At 35.8% G+C, this 19,211-nt stretch carries 15 protein-coding genes; 7 read left to right on the top strand and 8 right to left on the bottom strand.

Going from position 1 to position 19,211, the window contains the following annotated elements:
- Positions 1-7: 7 nt before the first annotated feature.
- The gene (locus RC62_RS11055; protein WP_055095279.1) at positions 8-1,507 is read left to right on the top strand and encodes an aminotransferase class V-fold PLP-dependent enzyme; all 1,500 of its coding nucleotides are present in this window, start codon (positions 8-10) and stop codon (positions 1,505-1,507) included.
- Between the two features lie 80 nt (positions 1,508-1,587).
- Here the strand turns inward: RC62_RS11055 and fucP are convergent, their stop codons facing one another.
- From fucP to RC62_RS11020, 7 genes are all read right to left on the bottom strand, one after another.
- On the bottom strand, positions 1,588-2,889 hold the full coding sequence (gene fucP / locus RC62_RS11050) for an L-fucose:H+ symporter permease (RefSeq protein WP_055095278.1): 1,302 nt from the start codon (positions 2,887-2,889) through the stop codon (positions 1,588-1,590).
- Positions 2,890-3,035: 146 nt separating this feature from the next.
- Entirely contained in the window at positions 3,036-3,479 is a 444-nt protein-coding gene (locus RC62_RS11045; RefSeq protein WP_055095277.1) for a MaoC/PaaZ C-terminal domain-containing protein, read from the bottom strand.
- Positions 3,480-3,648: 169 nt separating this feature from the next.
- Positions 3,649-4,716: a Gfo/Idh/MocA family protein gene (locus RC62_RS11040; protein WP_055095276.1), complete on the bottom strand. Its 1,068-nt coding sequence runs from the start codon at positions 4,714-4,716 to the stop codon at positions 3,649-3,651.
- 35 nt (positions 4,717-4,751) lie between these two features.
- Positions 4,752-6,014, bottom strand: coding sequence for an extracellular solute-binding protein (locus RC62_RS11035; protein ID WP_055095275.1), 1,263 nt, complete (start codon positions 6,012-6,014; stop codon positions 4,752-4,754).
- Positions 6,014-7,153, bottom strand: coding sequence for a CaiB/BaiF CoA transferase family protein (locus RC62_RS11030; protein WP_055095274.1), 1,140 nt, complete (start codon positions 7,151-7,153; stop codon positions 6,014-6,016). The genes RC62_RS11035 and RC62_RS11030 overlap by 1 nt, the downstream gene beginning before the upstream one ends.
- Entirely contained in the window at positions 7,150-8,298 is a 1,149-nt protein-coding gene (locus RC62_RS11025; protein WP_055095273.1) for a CaiB/BaiF CoA transferase family protein, read from the bottom strand. Before RC62_RS11025 ends, RC62_RS11030 begins: the two co-directional genes overlap by 4 nt.
- Positions 8,295-9,443 carry an ABC transporter substrate-binding protein gene (locus tag RC62_RS11020; protein WP_055095272.1) on the bottom strand — a complete coding sequence of 383 codons (1,149 nt, stop codon included), beginning with the start codon at positions 9,441-9,443 and terminating at the stop codon, positions 8,295-8,297. Before RC62_RS11020 ends, RC62_RS11025 begins: the two co-directional genes overlap by 4 nt.
- Before the next feature lie 336 nt (positions 9,444-9,779).
- On the opposite strand from RC62_RS11020, the gene RC62_RS11015 reads away from it, so the two are divergent.
- From RC62_RS11015 to RC62_RS10995, 5 genes are all read left to right on the top strand, one after another.
- A complete protein-coding gene (locus tag RC62_RS11015; RefSeq protein ID WP_055095271.1) occupies positions 9,780-10,544 on the top strand; it encodes an SDR family NAD(P)-dependent oxidoreductase in 765 nt (254 codons plus the stop codon).
- Positions 10,545-10,772: 228 nt separating this feature from the next.
- A complete protein-coding gene (locus tag RC62_RS11010; RefSeq protein ID WP_055095270.1) occupies positions 10,773-11,627 on the top strand; it encodes a fumarylacetoacetate hydrolase family protein in 855 nt (284 codons plus the stop codon).
- A gap of 18 nt (positions 11,628-11,645) precedes the next feature.
- Complete coding sequence (locus RC62_RS11005) at positions 11,646-12,659, top strand: zinc-binding alcohol dehydrogenase family protein (protein WP_055095269.1); 1,014 nt, start codon at positions 11,646-11,648, stop codon at positions 12,657-12,659.
- Positions 12,660-12,811: 152 nt separating this feature from the next.
- A complete protein-coding gene (locus tag RC62_RS11000; RefSeq protein WP_055095268.1) occupies positions 12,812-13,609 on the top strand; it encodes an SDR family oxidoreductase in 798 nt (265 codons plus the stop codon).
- 5 nt (positions 13,610-13,614) lie between these two features.
- Positions 13,615-14,445, top strand: a complete 831-nt coding sequence (locus RC62_RS10995) for an amidohydrolase family protein (RefSeq protein WP_055095267.1) — start codon at positions 13,615-13,617, stop codon at positions 14,443-14,445.
- Positions 14,446-14,548: 103 nt separating this feature from the next.
- Here the strand turns inward: RC62_RS10995 and RC62_RS10990 are convergent, their stop codons facing one another.
- Positions 14,549-16,237 (bottom strand): glycoside hydrolase family 28 protein, encoded by a 1,689-nt coding sequence (locus RC62_RS10990; RefSeq protein WP_055095266.1) that lies wholly within the window; start codon positions 16,235-16,237, stop codon positions 14,549-14,551.
- A 393-nt stretch (positions 16,238-16,630) separates the two neighbouring features.
- Here RC62_RS10990 and RC62_RS10985 point away from each other — a divergent pair, with 393 nt between their 5' ends.
- Positions 16,631-19,147, top strand: coding sequence for an L-rhamnose mutarotase (locus tag RC62_RS10985; RefSeq protein WP_055095265.1), 2,517 nt, complete (start codon positions 16,631-16,633; stop codon positions 19,145-19,147).
- Positions 19,148-19,211: the final 64 nt, after the last annotated feature.

Below are 19,211 nucleotides of genomic sequence, written 5' to 3'. Positions count from 1 at the left end.
AAAAATAATGAATGCTATTCTGAATAAAAAGGAACAGACACAATTAGAGCGCTATTTTTCTAAGTTCAGGGAAAATACTATTGGAGTAAATCACAGTTTCGAATCCACATACGGGAAACAAAAACTAATATATGCAGATTGGATTGCCAGCGGAAGATTATATGCTCCTTTAGAAGATATTATGCTTTCTAAAATTGGGCCAATGATTGCCAACACCCATTCGTTTTCAAGCGAAACCGGTAAAGCTTCAACTTATGCGTATCAGCATGCACGCGACCTGATTAAAAAACACGTGAATGCAAATGAGCACGATTGCCTTGTAGCAACCGGAACCGGAATGACAGCCGCTTTATCGAAGTTGCAGCGCATTATGGGTTTGCGATCAAAAGATAATATTTACAATATAAAACCAAATTTTGATAATGAAAGACCAGTGGTTTTTATCACACATATGGAGCATCACTCTAATCAGGTTCCGTGGTATGAAACCATTGCAGATGTGGTGGTTTTACCTCCCGATGAAAATAATCTGGCTGATCCCGAAATATTGTCAGAAGAACTTAAAAAATATGCAAACAGAGCTTTGAAGATTGGCTCGTTTACAGCATGTTCCAATGTAAACGGAATCATTACGCCATATCATAAACTGGCTAAAATCATGCATCAAAATAATGGGGTATGTTTTGTAGATTTTGCAGCTTCAGCGCCTTATGTTGCTATAAATATGCATCCGGAAGATACTGAAGAACAATTGGATGCAATTTTCTTTTCGCCTCATAAATTTCTTGGAGGTCCGGGAACCTGTGGGATTTTGGTTTTTAATGAAAAATTATACCAATCAAACTTTCCCGATAATCCCGGCGGAGGAAATGTAAAATGTACCAATCCCTGGGGAGGTTACCATTACAGCGATGCTATAGAAGTAAAAGAAGATGGCGGAACTCCGGGTTTTTTACAAGTCATGCGAACAGCTTTATGTCTGGAACTGAAAAACCAAATGGGAATCGAAAACATGAAAAACAGAGAAAATGAATTGCTTGAAATTTGTTTTTCTGAACTTCAAAAAATAAAAGGATTATCTATTTTGGGAGATTTAAATACGGAGAGAATTGGCTGTGTTTCTTTTACGATTGAAAATATTCATTATAATTTAATTGTCAGACTTTTAAACGATCGTTTCGGGATTCAGGTTCGTGGCGGATGGTCCTGCGCAAGTACATACGCACATTATTTGTTTGATATTAATGAAAAACAATCAGTCGAGATGACAAACGAAATTCTGAATAAAAACCTAAGCAATAAGCCAGGCTGGGTTCGGGTTTCACTTCATCCAACAATGACAACCCAGGAATTATTGTTTATTTGTGATGCGATACAAAAAGTAGCTTTGAACTACGAAAAATGGCAGGAAGCTTATCGTTATAATCCAATAAATAATGAGTTTGAAAGCATTGTAAACAAAGAAACAATTGCCGAAGATGTGAAAGAATGGTTTTTTCTGGACTAAGTTTCTAAACCAAATTATAATAAAAAAGGTTTGAATCAAAATTATCTGATTCAAACCTTTTTTTATTTTTTAAAATGAAATTATTTCACGGCCTTTACTTTGTGTCCGTACAAACCAAAAGATAAAATAATAACAAAACACAACAACGGAATAATATATCCGGATTGAATATCATCATGTTTCATATCGATCAAAGTTCCCATTCCGTACGGAAGTATTGCGCCGCCAACAATTGACATAACCAACCACGAAGAACCAGTTTCAGTATTCGATTTTAAACCTGTTAATCCTAATGAAAAGATCGTAGGAAACATAATCGACATAAAAAATCCGATTCCGCCAAGCGCATAAATAATATAAATACCGGATCCGTAAATTGCCACTAAACAAAGCAAAACGCTGATGATACAATAGATAGAAAGCAAAATGTAATCCTTAACAAATTTTAGAAAAAAGGTTCCGCTAAATCGTCCCATCATAAACAAAAAGCCATAAATACCAAGATAATAAGCCGCAGTTTTTTCATCTAATCCAGCTTCTTTTTGTGCTATTCGTACAAAAAAACTGGTGATGCAAACTTGTGCACCAACATAAAAAAATTGTGCCACAACAGCCCAGCTTAAATGCGAAAATTTCAGGACAGAAAAAAATCCGGGTTTTGCTTCATTTTCAGTTTCCTGGGATTTCATAGAAGGCAAATGCATAAAATAAAATACAACTGCTACTAAAACCAATATGCTTCCCAGAATAATATAAGGCAATTTTACAGTCGAAGCTTCCTCCAATAAATAAGCAGCTCTTGTAGCATCAGGCATTGAAGCTAATTGCTCCGGCGTATGATTAACGCCAGAAAGTATAAAAACTCCTCCAAGTAAAGGAGCCAGAGTTACAGCCAAACCATTAAAAGAAGCGGCTAAATTCAATCTTGTCGAAGAAGATTCCGGAGGCCCTAAAATTGCTGCATAAGGATTAGCGCTCGTTTCAAGAATTGTTAATCCACAGCCAATAATAAACAATGCCAGTAAAAAAAGCTCGTAAGTTCTGGTATTTGCTGCCGGTACAAATAAAAATGCTCCCGCTGCAAAGACCAATAAACCAGTGATAATACTGTTTTTATAGCCAATTTTTTTGATTATGATTCCCGCCGGAATTGCCATTATAAAATAGGCAAAAAAGATCGAAGTATCGATTAATGTGGATTGTCTGTTGTTGAGCTGGCATGCTTTCTTTAAATGCGGAATCAAAATACCGTCAAGACCATGCGCCATTCCCCATAGGAAAAATAAACTGGTGATTAATATAAAGGGCAAAAGGTATTTTTTGCCTGAGCCTGTTTCGGAAGCGACTTCGTGTTGATCGCCGATTTGGTTGGTTATTTGCATAGTTAGATAGTTTTTTTGTTAATAGGTTCAGAGGTTCAGAGCGGCAAAGGTTCAAAGCGACAAAGGCTCAAAGGTTTTGGTTTTTATGTTCAAAGTGAGAAACCTCTGTCCCTTTGAAACTTTGGGCCTTTGTACCTCAAAAAAAATCAAAGATTTTTTTTAACCAAGAGTAAGTGATCACAAACAAGAACGACTTCACCTTTTTGATTGATGATTTCTACATGTTCTGTTACAGTTCCCATATCGGGTTTTTTGGCTTCTCCTTTTTCTGAGATTGTAATTTCAGAATGAATCGTGTCACCAATATGCACTGGTTTTACAAATCGCATACGATCATATCCTTTAGAAAATGCTTCAGGATTAATTTCAGATGCTGTTAAACCAATTCCGATACTAAAAACCATTGTTCCGTGTGCAATACGCTGTCCGAAAGGTTGTGTTTTGCACCATTCCTCATCCATATGATGCGGAAAAAAATCTCCCGTATGCCCGGCATGAACCACAAAATCTGTTTCGGTAATCGTTCGCCCAAAAGTGACGCGCTTATCACCAATTTGATAATCCTCAAAAAATGTTGATTTGAAATACATATATTTTTAGTTTGATAAAAGTTTAGATGTTAGAAGCAAGAAGCAAGATTTTAAGTTATGGCTAAATGTGAAATGAAGATATTCGATGTCTGTTTGTTTTACTGTGTATTACTATCGTTTTAAAAATCTTTACATAATGCATTTTATCATCTTACTTCTTGCTTCTAAATTATAATTCGCTAAGAGAAACCCCTCCGTTTTTATTGCTGATATAACAGGCTTCGACGACTTTCATAGTGTCCAGAACATCCTGAACACTTGCCAGTAATTTGGTGTCAGAACCTTCCTTGAAGCGCATCAGGTTTGACATTGTTCCTATAAAAGCTTCGGGAAACCATGAACCTTCAAGTTCGATTTTTTTCCATTCATATTCACCTTTTTCGTTGAGTAAAGCATATTCAAATTCATCCGGCAAACCGTCAGGATAATTCATTAATAAACCCATTTTTGCTTTGACCGCTCCTTTTGTTCCTTCCCATTTAATGTAACTTTCCTCGTGTTTAGGTCCAAAATGATGATCGTGATTCGTATTGATTACAACATGTTTGTCTTCTCCATAATCTAAAATGATTGTAGAACGGCAGGATGATAATTTTTTTAGCGGGTGTTTGGCTGTTTTTGCCATCACACTTTTCGGATTTCCTAAAAACGACCTAATGCAATCGATATAGTGAACACTATGAAAAAGAATTTCTAATCTGGGGTGTTCCTTAATCAATGGAAACAATTCCCAAGGCGTGTTTACCGTAACCTTAAATTCAAAATCATACAATTCGCCAATAATTCCCTGATCGATCATATAGCGTGCTGCACTAACAAAAGAGGCAAAACGCAATTGGAAATTAATTGCTGCAACCAGATTTTTACGTTCGCAAACCGCGACGATTTCACGTGCCTGAGCAAGATCATTTCCCATAGGTTTCTGAATCAGAACTGCGGCTCCGTCAGGTAATTGCTCCAGAATTTCGATGTATTGATCGGGTAGAACCGTAATATCGTACACAGCATTTGATGGTGCATTTTTTACTGCATCAGCCACGTTTTCAAAAACATGTGCGATTTTAAATTGTTTTGCCAGATCGTGCGCTTTTGAAATTGTTCTGTTTGTGATCCCAAAAACAGTAAAACCAGCCATTTGATAAGCAGGCAAATGGGCATCTTTTACAATGCCGCTTGCACCAATAATGATAATGGGTTGGTTCGTTTCCGGTAATTTAGGTTTATATGGAATATTCATGTTTTTTTGTTTATAGTTTCTAAGCTGCTAAGTGTCTAAGTTGCTAAGTTTTTGTCCTGGCAGAAACTTTGTTTAAGAGTCAAATTTTCAATGTTATGCTGAGTTTCTTCGATTAGTTTTTGAGACGAAATATTACTTTCAATCGCCTTTAAAACCATTTGATCTATTAATGCTGCAACTTTAGGCCAGATTGGCGTTTGAGGCAAAGTCAGGGCATTTTCGTGCAGCATTTCGAGTTTATGGTAAAACGGAATAATGTCATTGATTTCAGGATCGTTCCAAGTCGATTTTCTACAGCCTATTCCGCCTTCTTTTGTTAATAGTTTATCACTTTTTACACTGGTAGCAAATCGTAAAAAATCATAAGCCAGTGCTTTATTTTTGCTTCCTATGCCAATTGTATAAAGCCAATAAACATTGAGCGAAGCGGTTTTATGATTAGGATCTGAAGGAAGTTCTGTAATATCGACTTTCCCTTTTACTTTCGATTCGTCGATTACTTCGCACATCGAGGCAAATCCAAACCAGTTGATTGCCATTGCGGCTTGTCCTTCGGCGAAAGCCATTCCGGCTTCTACAGAACCAAAATTTTTCGATTTGGGGTGAATTGCATCTTTATTATTTACAATAGTCCTGTAAAAATCCAAAGCCTCAATTGCTTGATTATGATTGATATTAATTTGATTTTGATCGTTTAATAATGACCCGCCACGAGTCCAGAGTTGCAGGCAAAAATCAAAAACCATATTGTGTCCGTCAGGGAAATTGGCAAAAACACAACCATACAAGTTTTCTTCGGGACGATTGAAAAATTGTGCTATCTGAGTAAATTCTGTCCAGGTTTTTGGAGGCTGAAGTTCATAGCCAAATTGTTTTTTAAAATTTTCTTTCTCATTATCATCTTCAAATAAATCCGTTCTAAAAATCAAACATTCAGGTCCATCATGAAAAGGCAAACCATAAGTACCGTTTTTTATTTGCTGTAAATTCAATAAGGATTGATGCCAGCCTTCTGGATAATCCTGCGGTGGATTTTGATTAATAAGAGAGGTTAGGTCCAGCACCGCTTTTTCGTTTACAGCGTCAAATATCCAATCGGTGTTGATATGTGCAATATCCCATTTGCCGTTTTTTAAACCTTTATTGGTAATTGTTTCTTCATAAAGGTCATGTAATTCCAGCGGAACCATTTCTGCTTCGACAGCAATATTGTATTTCAGGCAAAATAAATCCCATAGCTTTTGCAGCGTAATTTCGAAAGGATCAAATTTGCGGACAGCTATTCTTATTTTTTCCATTAGATTAGTATAAATTCTTTAATAATCTTCTCATTATCCTGTCCTAATTTGGGAGAACCTTTATCTGAAGTAAAATATTCACCGTCTATTTTAATAGGACATCTGGTGGTTTTATAGGAGTAACCATCGATCATTTGAACTTCCTGCATAAAATCTAAAACCTTAAAACCTTCCTCGGCAAAAAGCTGCTGATAATTTAAAACCCCGGCGCACCAAATGTCTGCAGGTTCTAAAATATTCAGCCAAAAATCAGTATTTTCAGTTTGCAAATGCAAAGCGAGAATATTCTTGATTTCATCTCGTAAGCTGAATTTATTTTCCGGATATGCCAAAAGAGCATCACATTTTAAAAGCGAAGCCAAAACCGGAATAGATCCCATTGCAAGAGCTAAATAACCGTTTTTGGTTTTGTAAATTCCGTATGGCGCGCCCAAATAAGCATGTGCATTATTGGTTTTGGTTCGAACAGGCAATTCGCCGCCATCATTAAAATAAGTTGTTATGGTTTCGAACTGAAAATCGAAAGCAGATTCTAACATACTCACCTGAACCGAAGCGCCAATAGTATGAGTTGCCTTTCGATATAATGCAGCCAATATTCCCTGAGCCAAATGTGCGCCTGCCAACATATCGACAATTGACAAACCCATTGGTACCGGACCATCGTCCTGATTGCCGCTTAACCAGGTCAAAGCCGTTAAAGATTGCAGTAGTAAATCTTGTCCCGGTAAATCTTTTAAATCCGGATGATCGCCAAAACCGGAAATCGAAGCATAAACCACCGTTGGATTTATGGCTTTTACCGCCTCATAACTCAAACCGATTCGCTCCATAACCCCGGGTCTGAAATTATGCATCACGACATCGGCTTTAGCCAATAATTTTTTTAATTTTTCAAGTTCATCTGGTTGCTTAAAATCAATTGCAAATGATTCCTTATTTCTGTTAATCGTATGAAAAACCGAAGATTCGCCATTCATAATCAAATCAGATGTATATAAAGTCCTGCAGATATCGCCTGTTCCGGGTTTCTCAATTTTTATGACACGCGCACCCAAATCAGCCAGTCTTAAACTCGCTGAAGGACCGGAAAGAAACTGGCTAAAATCTACTATTAAATAATCTTCTAATGGTTTCATGCGTTGTTTAAAAATTGTTCGTGTATTCTTGAATTGTCTTCTCCAACTTTAGGTGCCGCTTTTGTGCTTGCTAAAATTTTTCCGTCAAGCTGAATTGGGCTTCGGGTTGTAATTAAAGTTTCTCCATCAGAATTTTTAACGGTTTGTTTCAGTTGCAATTCGTTTACAAAAGGCTGGTTGTTCAGTTCTTCATAATCGAAAACTTTACCGCACCAAATACCTTCTTTCTGCAGTAATGTTATCCAGTAATCTGCAGTTTGGGTAATTAGTTTATTGGCTAATATTGCCCTGATTTCATCTCTTTTTTCAAACCAAAGATGCTTGTCACTATATTGTTTCAAATCAACGCCGAGTGTATTTCCTATAAAAAGCAAATCGCCCATTGCTAAAGAAATATAACCGTCTTTAGTTTGATAAACACCGTACGGAGCACTTAAAAAAGCATGTGCACTTCCTTTAATATCTCCTCTTTGAGGCAATTGACCGCCATCATTTAAGAACGAAGTAATGGCTTCAAATTGCACATCCAAAACCGATTCGAGTAAACTTACTTCGACCAAAATACCTTTTCCGGTTTTGGCTCTTTTGAGTAAAGCCGCTAAAATTCCCTGTACAAAATGATTTCCGCACATTAAATCGGCTACAGCCAGACCAAAAGGAACCGGTTCCTGACTTTTACGACCGGTTAACCAACTTAGTCCTGATAAAGATTGCAGCAATAAATCCTGTCCTGGTTTTTTTGCCCACGGACCAATATTGCCGTAACCAGTAATGGTTCCGTAGATTATTTTAGGATTAATTGCCAGCGTTTCATTAAAATCCAGACCAATTTTATCCATCACTCCGGGTCTGAAATTGTGCGTCATAATATCAGCCTGAGCAATTAGTTTTTTTATCAAAATCAGATCTTCCGGATTTTTAAGATCAGCGGCAAAAGATTCCTTATTTCTGTTTATAGTATGAAATAGCAAACTGCTGTCATCGACAAAAAGATCTTTTATACTCAATTGCCTGCAAGCTTCACCTTTTATCGGGCGTTCAATTTTTATGACTCTTGCGCCTAAATCAGCCAATTTTAATCCCGCTGAAGGACCGGCCAAAAACTGGCAGAATTCTAATACAACTAATCCTTCTAATGGTCTCATGTTGTTTGCAGGTTTAGGGATTTCGCATAAAGCGAATTCAGGACTTCTAAAACCAATTCTTCATTTCCGCCATTCATCAGATAATCACGAACGATATCGCCCGCATGATCCTGAAAATACATATGTCCGGAATATCTGGGACGTAAAAAAGCACGTTCTAAAGCAGGCAAAGTATTCTTGAAATAATCATGAGTTAGTGCATTGATTCGGTTGCTTTTCCAGGCTTGTAAATGTCCGGGTTGTCCGCCATTATCAGCAAATATATTTTGCTGAACTTGCGACGATCCCGTAAACTCAGCATATTTAATGGCTTCGGGAATATGTTTGCTAAACGAAGAAACCGCTAATCCGGTTCCGCCAAGCGAACTAATCATTGGATTATTATTCAAACGGACTAAATCATAAAAATGAAGCAGGTTTTTACTGTAACCTGTTCTAGAATAATTAGAATATCCGTAAGCAAAAGGGCAGTAGGCAATTTTATCAGAATTGACCATAGCTTCATAAACCTGAATCGGGTTTCTGTTAAAATTTTCAGGATCAATTAATTGCGCCAATTCTCTAAAGAGTTGTAACGCCTTTTTTCCGGTTTCAACCGAGATTACTTTTTCATCAGACTGAAAGGGAGCTTCGCCCAAACTACAGCAATACATATAAAAACTCATCAGAACATCAACCGGAATTCCTGCAAAAGCAACGAGTCCTTTTTTAGCTAGAACCAATAAATCCTCATAAGTCTGAGGCACTTTTAAGCCTTGTTTTTCTAAAATATCCAGTCGCGCCGCTGCAACCGGAGTCGCCGCATCAATAGGCAATGCCCAAAGTTTGTGGCTAAAAACATAACTTCCGTAAGAACGGCCAACTGTATTTGATTCCTGATCTTTTATATATTCTGTAGAAAGATGGTCAGAGAGTGGGAGGATCGCATTTGTATGCGCTCCAAAACCTGTCCATGGATGATCGATAACTAATAAATCAAATCTTTTGGCAAGATCTTCAATCGATGCATCTGCAAATTCCTGTAAACTTCTTTTCTCCCAAGTGATTTCAATATTTGGATTTAATTCTGTAAAACGCTGTGCTGTAGCGACCATTGGCAATAAACCTCTTGTGTGATTCCAGGTTATCCCTTTTAATATTGTCATTTTTCGATGTTTTATTGGTGATAATTGTATTCTTAAAATAATAAATGTAAAAAATACAATTACAAAAATATAAATAAGATTGAATTGAGCAATAAATGTTTCATTTATTAACAGTCATTTTTTGCAGTATATGAATCTACGGTCTTGTTTTTTTACAAATGACATAAAAAATGTTATAATATATTAAACTATGATTATTTTTAGAGGAAATAAAGAAAATATTTCTCAGTATATTGAGATTAAAAATTACATTTGTAATTGTGTTTTTTACATTTATTAATTTACACGCAGAATTTTAGGGTATAATGTTAAATAAAGACTTAATAATTATAAAAAATGTTTTCATTACAAAATAAAAAAGCTGTCGTAACGGGAGGCGGCAGCGGAATTGGAAGAGCTATTGCAACGCTGTTTGCCAAACAGGGAGCAGAAGTACACATTATAGATTTAACGCTTGAGAGTGCTCAGGAAGCGGTAGAGGATATTAAAAAATTAGGTGGAAATGTTTTTTCACATGCCTGTAATGTGGCAAACCAAAAAGAGGTTACTGCAACATTTGAAGCAATTGGCAATATTCATATCCTGATTAATAATGCCGGAATTGCTCATGTGGGTAAAGTAGACACAACACCGGAATCTGATTTTGATCGCGTGATGGAGGTAAACGTAAAAGGAGTTTACAACTGTTTGTTTGCTGCAATTCCGCAATTCCGACTTTCAAAAGGCGGCGTAATCCTTAATATGGCTTCGATTGCGGCATGGGTTGGTATTCCGGATCGATTTGCTTATTCAACTGCAAAAGGTGCTGTGATGGCAATGACTTTATCTGTTGCAAAAGATTATATAAACGAAAATATCCGTTGTAATTCTATTTCACCTGCGAGAGTTCATACACCATTTGTAGATGGTTTTATTTCGAAAAACTATGCCGGAAAAGAAGCTGAAATGTTCGAAAAACTTTCACAATCACAACCTATTGGCAGAATGGGAAAACCAGACGAAATCGCAGCGCTTGCTTTGTATTTATGCAGCGACGAAGCTGGATTTATTACAGGAAGCGATTACCCAATCGATGGAGGATTTATCAAGTTAAATAACTAAGAAAAAGATGTTATCCCGAAGCCTCGGGACTGAGATGCTAAGTTACTAAGTTTTTTTAGACTGGAAAATTAGTCCTCATTTCTACTGGATAGCAATCAATAATTTTAAAATAAATAATTAAATAAAGGTACTGAGGTTTTGAGTTACTAAGATTTTTCAGTTGACTAAACGTCAAGAAGACTTAGCAACTTAGAACCTTAGCCACTTAGCCACTAAAAAAAGAAAAATATGAAATTAATACGTTTTGGAGAAATCGGAAAAGAAAAACCAGGAGTTTTAATAGGTGAAAAAAGATATGATGTTTCATCAATTGTTTCAGACTTTAACGAAAGTTTTTTTGAAGAAAATGGTCTTGAAAAATTACAAAAAGCATTAGAGAGTAATCCAACTTTAGCAGAAGTTGACGCAAATGTACGTTTAGGATCTCCAGTATCGAGACCTTCTAAAATAATATGTATTGGATTGAATTATGTAGATCACTGCAAAGAAACCGGTGCACCAATCCCAACAGAACCTATCATCTTTTTTAAATCGACGACTTCTTTATGTGGTCCTGATGATGATGTGATTATACCAAAAAACAGTGTAAAAACAGACTGGGAAGTAGAGTTGGCATTTGTTGTAGGTAAAAAAGCAAGTTATGTCGAGGAAGCAGAAGCTCTTGACTATGTTGCGGGTTACGCTTTATTGAATGATTACAGCGAAAGAGAATTTCAGATCGAACGCGGCGGACAATGGGCAAAAGGAAAAGGATGCGATACGTTTGCACCTCTTGGACCCTTTTTGGCAACGAAAGATGAAGTAAAAGATGTTGATAATTTGTCAATGTGGCTTACTGTGAATGGTAAAAAATATCAAGACAGTAATACTTTAAATCTGGTTTTTAAAATTCCATACTTATTACATTATCTAAGTCAGTTCATGACATTGCTTCCGGGTGATATCATTAGCACAGGAACGCCTCCGGGAGTTGGATTAGGAATTAAACCGGATCCAATTTACCTAAAAGCAGGTGATGTCGTAGAGCTTGGAATTGAAGGTTTGGGTACTAGTAAACAAACTGCGGTTGAATATAAAAAGTAATCCAAAATAAAATTGAAGATGAAATTTATTGTTTGTGAAAAACCCCAGGAATTCAAATTAAAAGAAAAAGAAATACCGGAACCAAAAGAGGGCGAAGTATTACTAAAAATAAAAAGAATTGGAATCTGTGGGACTGATATTCATGCTTTTGGCGGAACTCAGCCTTATTTTGAGTATCCAAGAATTTTAGGACATGAACTTGCTGCAGAATACATTAAAGGAAATGCTAAAGGTTTTGCGCCGGGAGATAAGGTAACTTTTATTCCGTATTTCAATTGTGGAAAATGTGTGGCGTGCAGAAACGGCTTAACGAATTGTTGTGTAAATATCAAAGTTTTTGGAGTTCATATTGATGGCGGAATGGCGGAATATGTTACTATTCCGGAGCAATATTTACTTCACGGTCAGGGATTAGATTATGATCAACTGGCCTTGGTTGAACCACTTGCAATTGCTGCGCACGGAGTAAGAAGAGCTGCTGTTGGACCAAATGATACCGTTCTGGTGATGGGAGCAGGGCCAATTGGGATTGGATTAATCCAGTTTGCTAAAATTGCAGGAGCAAAAGTTATTGTAATGGATATCAACGAGTACCGATTGGGTTTTTGTAAAAACGAATTGCATGCCGATGCAACGATAAATCCGTTAAATGAAAATGTAACCGCAAAACTGGCTGAAATCACCAATGGCGATATGGCAAATGTGGTAATTGATGCAACAGGAAACAGAAATGTCATGAATGATGCTTTTAATTACATTTCGCATGGCGGAAGATTTGTTTTGGTCGGACTTCAAAAAGGAGAATTAACCTTTAGTCATCCTGATTTTCATAAAAGAGAATCTACTTTGATGAGCAGTAGAAATGCTACAATTCAGGATTTTGAATATGTGATGGAATGTCTTAAAAACGGAAAAATAGATCCTAAAAAATACATCACGCACAGAACCAGTTTTTCAGAAATGATTAACGATTTTGGGCAATTAATTGATCCGAAAAATAACGTCATAAAAGCGTTAATAGAAATAGAATAAAATTATTAGTAAAATGTAAAATGTGATATGTGAATTCTGTTGTGAAAAATTTAGTAAAAGCTAAGTTATATAATATTCATTTTACATCTTAAAAATCATATATCGCAATCTACATTTCACATTTTACAAATTACTTCTAACATAATAAAAAAATGGATTTAAATTTAAAAGGTAAAATAGTTGTTGTGTCGGGTTCGGCAGGCAAAGTAGGCAGTATTGGAGAAACAATTATAAAAAGACTGGCAGAAGAAGGAGCAATTCCGGTTCTTGTTGACAGAAATGACAGAGGTTTTGATTATGCCGAAGAACTTCAAAAAAGAGATATAGATTCCTTATTTGTCAAAACAGATGTTACTGATCCTGTTGAAATAGAAAACGCGGTAAAAAAGATCATTGCAAAATATGGCAGAATCGATGCTGTAATAAACAATGTAGGAGTAAATGATGGCGCAGGTTTAGATGCTACTTACGAACAATTTATGGATTCCTTGAAACTAAATGTAGTGAGCTATTTTTTATTGACAAAATATGCGCTTCCGTACTTAAAAGAATCAAAAGGGAATATCCTGAATATTGGTTCAAAAGTTGCTCTAACAGGTCAGGGCGGAACTTCTGGTTACGCTGCTGCAAAAGGCGGTGTTTTAGGATTGACCAGAGAATGGGCAGTAGATTTAGTTCAGTTTGGGATTCGTTCGAATGCGATTATTATTGCAGAAAGTTACACTCCGGCATACGAAGACTGGATTAAAACATTACCGGATGGTGAAACTGTTTTAAAGAAAATAAACAAAAGTATTCCGTTTGAAAGCAGAATGACCAAAACGGAAGAAATTGCAGATACTTCCCTTTTTATTATTTCTAATCGTTCGTCGCACACAACAGGACAATTTGTTTTTGTTGATGGCGGTTACGTGCATCTGGATCGTGCCTTAATTAGTGATGTAAATTAATAAAGATGAGTAATCGTATTGATTCACATCAGCATTTTTGGAAATTCGATCCTGTAAGAGACAGTTGGATTGATGAATCGATGCAAAAAATTCAAAAGGATTTTTTGCCCGAAGATCTTTTGCCTTTACTGCAGCAAAATCAATTTTCAGGTTGCGTTGCTGTTCAGGCAAGCCAGTCTGAAGATGAAACAAATTTTCTGTTAGAATTAGCACCAAAAAATGATTTTATAAAAGGAATTGTCGGCTGGGTTGATTTAAGAAATGAAAATATAACAGAACGATTAGAATATTTTTCGAATCATAAAAAGATAAAAGGATTTCGACATGTTGTTCAGGGTGAAGCGGATGATTTTATGTTCAGGGAAGATTTTCGTAAAGGAATTTCTGCTTTAAAACAATTCGGTTACACATATGATATTCTTATTTTTCATCGCCAGTTACCTGCTGCAATAGATTTGGTAAAACATTTTCAGAATCAGCCTTTTGTGATCGATCATATTGCAAAACCGGATATAAAATCAGGTGATATTGTTTCCTGGAAAAAAGGAATTGAAGAAATTGCAAAATATGAGAATGTAAGCTGTAAAATTTCCGGAATGGTCACAGAAGCCAATTGGAATAATTGGAAACCTGACGATTTAAAACCGTATCTGGATGTAATTTTTGAAAATTTTCCAACCCATAAATTAATGTTCGGATCAGATTGGCCCGTTCTTAATGTCGCTTCAAATTACTCAGAAGTAGTAAAGACTCTTGAAGATTATATCTCTCAATTATCAACCAAAAATCAAAATAAGATTTGGTCTGAGAATACAAGTTCTTTTTATAATTTATAAAAAATCTCAAAGTATGTCAATTTAATTTAAGTTAAAGATATAAAAAAAGCAGGCTGTCCATTTTTGGACAGCCTGCTTTTTTACAATCTAAGAATCTAAGAATCTAAAACTTAACAGCACCTTTAGGCACTGTTTCGCCAACAGTTGTTCTTTTAGAAAAATCTACTGCAGGAGAAGAAACAAATTCAATATTCTGAGAAGCTTCACCATTTACAGAAACTGCTTTTGCTGATGTAGAATTAAATTCTATGTTTTTTAGAGACAGGTTTTTAGCATTATAAATTTCGAATACATTGCTTGCTTCAATATCCAGCTTTGCATTGCTGATTTTGATTCCGTTGGCATCAATAATCGAGAATCCTTTTTCGGCTTTTACCGTTAAGTTTGAGATTTCGATATTCTCTAAATTCATTTCAGGCAAACCTTGTAAAAATACTGCTTGTTGTGCGCCATGAATAGTAATATTTTTGATCGAAATGTTTTTAAACTGTGGCGTTTCTACCGTTACAGGCATTGCTTTATTAATGATTTTATCTCCACCTTCTTCAAGGGTTTCTGCAATAGATTTTCCTCCGTAATACAAATTAAAAGATATTGCCTGAGACGGAATATCAGTCATAAAAATATCAGAGATATAAATGTTTTCTACCACACCGCCACGTCCGCGGTTACTTTTAAAACGAAGACCAACATCTGTACCCATAAAAGTACAGTTTGATACATGCAGGTTTTTTACTCCGCCTGACATTTCACTTCCCACCGTAACGCCGCCGTGTCCGTGATAAACGATATTGTTTTTTACGATAATATTTTCGCACGGAACACCTCTTTCACGACCATCTTTATCTTTTCCTGATTTAATACAAATCGCATCGTCGCCTACATCAAAACTGGAGTTTTCGATGATTACATTTTTACAGGACTCCACATCCAGACCATCACCGTTTTGAGAATACCACGGATTACGAACTGTAACATTACGAACAATTAAATCCTCGACCATTAAGGGATGAATATTCCATGCTGGTGAATTCTGGAAAACAGGTCCGTCAAACAATACTCTTTTACTGTTTTGAATACTCACTAATACCGGACGTAAAAAGTCGTGGATTTTTTCAAATTCTTCTTTTGTTTTTAAGTCCGGACGTACATTTTGATCTGCACCTTTAGAAGCATTCATAAAAACTTCTGATGGATACCAACTGTCTTTTTTATCGTTTAAAACACCTCCGGAAGAAACGAACTTTTTCCATTGGCTATCAGTTAATTTGCTCTTTTTTACTTGTCTCCAAACTTCGCCTGAACCATCCCAAACACCATTTCCTGTAAAAGCGATGTTCTCTAGATTTTTACCATAAATAGGAGAGATGCAACGCCAGGTGTTTAGGCCTTCAAAACTCGTTTCTATAATTGGGTATAAACTTTTGTCTGGCGAAAATTTGATTAAAGCCCCGGTTTCGGCATGAAGTTCCAGATTGCTTTTTAGGATAATTGGACCTGTAAGCCAGATTCCGGGAGGAATAATTACTTTTCCTCCGCCTTTTTTCGAAACCGCATCTATAGCATCGGCGAAAGCCTTTGTATTTAAAACGTACCCGCCATTTACGGCACCAAAATCTTTAATGTTTACACTATTTTTTGGAATTACAGGCTCTTTGACTTTTGCCATTTTAAATTCAATGTTTTTATAAGTGTCATAAGACTTTGAATTTTGGGCCATACTATTTTGCGAACAACTTGCAATCAGGATTGCCACAGCAAAGCGTAAAAGGTGAATAGGATTCGTTTTCATTCTTGTTGAATTATGGTTAATAGTTTAGTAGTAATAGAAAACTTTATTTGCTAAATCTGTTTATTCATCCTTGTTTTTTTATTGATAAAGAAAAAAAAGAATGCAGTTAAACAAATAAATATAAATGTAATCGATTACACAAATCTATAAAAAAATATTATAAAAACTTAATTAAGTTGATTGTTTGCCACAAAAGAAAAGTTAAAAGTTATGAATCTGTATTTTTTATCCTGATTTCTACAATTACAGGAGGGTACAGGATGCTTTTATTTTTGGGTTCTTTTAAATTGTGCCATATATTTAAGATAAATGTTAAAATAGTTTAGGATGTAATTTTTTTATTACTTTAAATTATGTCCTCAATAATTTTACTACCAAAAAAAGTTAAAAATAATGCGTTTAAAATCTTTCAATAAGTTACTGACTGTTTTTGTGATCATTTGTACCATTTTTTCTGCGAATGCTGCTGAAATTTGGGTTTCTCCAAATGGTGATGATACAAACAACGGGACAAAATCTAATCCTCTGGCTACGGTACAAATGGCAATGCGAAAAGCCAGAGAACTTCGTAGATTAAAAGATCCTTCTATAAAAGACGGAATTCAGATTATAGTAATGAACGGAACGTACTATTTAAATGAACCTTTATTTGTAAGACCTGAAGATTCTGGAACACCTGAAAGTCCAACCACAATACAATCAGATATAAATGCAAAATCAATAATAAGCGGTGGATTAGAAATAAAAAACTGGAAAAAAGCGACGATTGTAAACGGCATCAAAAAGTCAAATGTCTGGATTGCTGATGCTCCTAAAAAAGCGGGTGAACTTATTAATTACAGACAATTATGGGTAAATGACAAAAAAGCCGTAAGAGCTAAAAGTACGTCCGGAAACATTATGGATCGCATTTTATCTTGGGATGCTGCGACAGAAACCTGTTGGATTCCGTTTAAGGATAAATCGATTAAGTTTGAGCCCGGAATGGAAATGTTTATTGTACAATGGTGGTCGATTGCCAATCTTCGAATCAAAAATATCGAAGTACAAAAAGACAGCGCCAGACTTTCGTTTGAGCAGCCAGAAAGCCGTATTCAAAGCGAACATCCCTGGCCGGCACCGTGGATTTCTAAAAACAATGGGAATTCTGCCTTCTATTTAAACAACGGAATTTCGATGCTCAATGAACCCGGAGAATGGTATCTGGATAAAAAAAATGCTAAAATCTATTATATTCCAAGAGTTGGTGAAGACATGAATTTGGCTAAAGTAACAATTCCGGTTTTAGAAAATTTACTGGAAATAAAAGGAACTGTAGATTCTCCTGTTCATGATTTTAGATTTAAAGGAATTTCGTTTCAATACAGCAACTGGCTTCGTCCTTCGCAGCAAGGTCACGTTCCGCTGCAGTCAGGTTTGTATTTATTAGATGCTTATAAATTAAAAGTTCCGGGAACTCCAAATCAGGCAAGTTTAGAAAATCAGGCTTGGGTAGGAAGACCTTGTGCAGCTGTTGAAGTAAATTATTCGAATAATCTTCAGTTCGAATCGTGCCGTTTTGAACATTTATCTTCAACAGGATTAGATTTAAATAAAGGAACACATCACAATATCATCAAAGGAAATTTATTTAAAGACATTGGCGGAAGCGCAATAAATGTTGGAGTTTTCTCTGAAGAAGCTTTTGAAGCCCATTTGCCATTAGTTGTAAAAGATGAGAGAGAAGTTTGTTCGAATGAAATAATCTCAGATAATTTAATTACCAATGTCACCAATGAAGATTGGGGAACGTTGGGTATCAGCGCTGGTTTTGTAAAAAATATTACAATTGAACACAACGAAATTTCAGATGTTTCATATTCAGGAATCGCAATGGGCTGGGGCTGGACGCACACTAAAAATGTAATGGAAAACAACAAAATTCTGGCGAATAAAATTCACCATTATGCCAAACATTTACACGATGTTTCCGGGATTTATACCCTTTCGTCACAGCCAAACAGTCAGATAGAAGAAAATTATATCGATAAAGTATATAACAGTCCGTATGCGCACGATCCATTTTTATGGTTGTATTTGTATACCGATGAAGGAAGTGAAGGTTTTACGATAAAAAACAACTGGATTGCCGAAAAAAAAATCCTTAAAAATCATAATGGACCAAAAGGGAATATATGGGAAAATAACGATCCGTATGTAAGTTCTAAAATTAAGGATGCAGCTGGAATTAGAATACCTTATAAAGATCTGGAAAAAGAAGTTGTAATCGATGAAAAATGGGGATTGCAGGAAATGCCAAAACCGTATGCGATCGAATTGATAGGTTCTGATTTTGATATCGAAAAAATCAAATCGACTTTGACAGGATTTAGAATTGTGGGACAGGAATTGTACCAATGGAAAAATCATTTGGTAGTTTATGGCAAAATGAATCAGCCGGAAAGAACCAAACGAAAACTGGCGGGCGCTTTTCCTTCTTTAGAAATTAAAATCTATGAAGATTTGGTTTACGATTTCCAAAACTTTGAAAGATGTAAAGACTCCAAACCAGCATCGGATTGGGAAAATGTTGTTTTGACAGCTAATCTTCCTTCTGATGAAAAACTGCAAAAAGAATACGTGGATTATCATAAAACACAATTCGAAAAATGGCCAGAAGTAGCCAAAGGTTTCTGCAATGCCGATTTCCAGCAATTACAGGTTTTCAAAAAAGACAGGCAATTGATTTTAATAATCAGTATTCCAAAAGGAGAAAATCTGGATAAACTAAATCCCAAAACAACCCAAAATAATCCGCGTGTAGACGAATGGAACGCTTTAATGAAAAAATACCAAACCGGAATCGAAGGTGCAAAGCCGGATGAAACCTGGATTTTCTTGAATAAAGTTACTGTAGAGGAGAAAAAATAGAAGAAAGAGACAAGAAGAAAGAATTTATTAGAGAATTAAGAAGAAAGAAAATCTGCTCGATCTG

The sequence above is a fragment of the Flavobacterium aquidurense genome, assembly GCF_001404985.1.
Taxonomy (GTDB): domain Bacteria; phylum Bacteroidota; class Bacteroidia; order Flavobacteriales; family Flavobacteriaceae; genus Flavobacterium; species Flavobacterium aquidurense_B.
This window is presented reverse-complemented; position numbering and strand designations above follow the sequence as displayed.